The sequence below is a fragment of the Streptomyces sp. B1866 genome, from assembly GCF_031932565.1.
Lineage (GTDB): Bacteria > Actinomycetota > Actinomycetes > Streptomycetales > Streptomycetaceae > Streptomyces.
This window is the reverse complement of the sequence record NZ_JAVSCF010000539.1, coordinates 1-1044: the sequence shown is the minus strand read 5'-3', so window position 1 is coordinate 1044 and position 1044 is coordinate 1. Positions and strand designations below refer to the sequence as shown.

Here is a 1044-nt window from a genome sequence, read left to right as displayed (position 1 = left end):
CGCCGCTGCGCGCGGGGGCGCCGCCCGGGCCGGTGCCCGTCGCGGTCCGGCCGCGGCCGGCCCTGACCGTCGCCGGGGACGGCTCGTACGGGGCGCGGCTGGCTCCCAGCGCCTCGACGGGCGGCTGGTTCCCGGAGCGCTGGACGCTGGGCGGGCCCGAGCCGTACGCGGTGCCGCTGCCCGGCGTGCGGCCCGAGGGCCCGGACTGCGAGGTGCTGCCGCTGGCCGACGGCCAGGTGCTCATCCGCCGCCGCGTGCCCGGCCGACACCTGCTGGCGCTGATGTACCCGGCGGGCTCCGGCACCGGCGAGCGCCCCCTCGGCGCGGTCGACGGCTCCGCCGTGTCCCTGCTGCCGCCCGCCCCCGGAGGCGGCTGCGCGTACGCGCTGGCGCACGGCGAGCGGTCGACCGCCCTGTGGCGGATCGACCCCGTGGGCGGCGCGCCCGAGCGGGTCGCCGACGTGCCCGGCCGCTGCTCCGGCGGCGGCTGGCTGGACCGTACAGGCCGGCTGCTGGCCCTGGACCGGGAGCTGGACGGGCGCACCAAGACCGTCGCGGTCGACCTGGCCCGCGGCGGGGAGACCAGCCCGCTGCTCCAGATCACCGACGACAGCGACGACCGGCTGCTGCTGGCCGCGCCGGACAGCGGCCTGCTGCTGGTGCGCTCCGACGCGCCCGGCCAGGAGCGCCTGGGCTGGGGTGTGCTGGGCTCCACGCGGCCGGTGCGGTTCCCCGAGTGCCTGCGGCTGCCGGGCGTGCGGGCGACGCCGATCGCGGTGCAGCCCGGGCAGGTGCTCACGCCGGAGGCGTGCGCGGTCGCCTTCCGGCTCGACGTGCCCGGCCGCGCGCCGTGGGTGGGCGTGTGGCGGCCCGCGGAGCGGATGCTGCGGCACTTCCCCGCGCCGCTCGGCTGGCTGGCCGGCGCGGGCCTGTGGACGCCGGACGGCGAGCTGCGGCTGCCGTACGCGAGCCGGCAGGTGCCGTGCGGCCTCGCGCGGCTGCGGCCGCCCGAGCCGTCCGGGCCGCGCCCGGACGGCTCGGGCG

1 protein-coding gene is annotated in these 1044 nt (G+C 81.1%); it reads left to right on the top strand.

The window, feature by feature from the left end; all coding sequences use genetic code 11:
- Window positions 1-32: 32 nt before the first annotated feature.
- Window positions 33-1044, top strand: a 1012-nt coding sequence (locus RKE29_RS30060; protein ID WP_312008868.1) for a hypothetical protein, incomplete at its 3' end; no start/stop codon positions are given.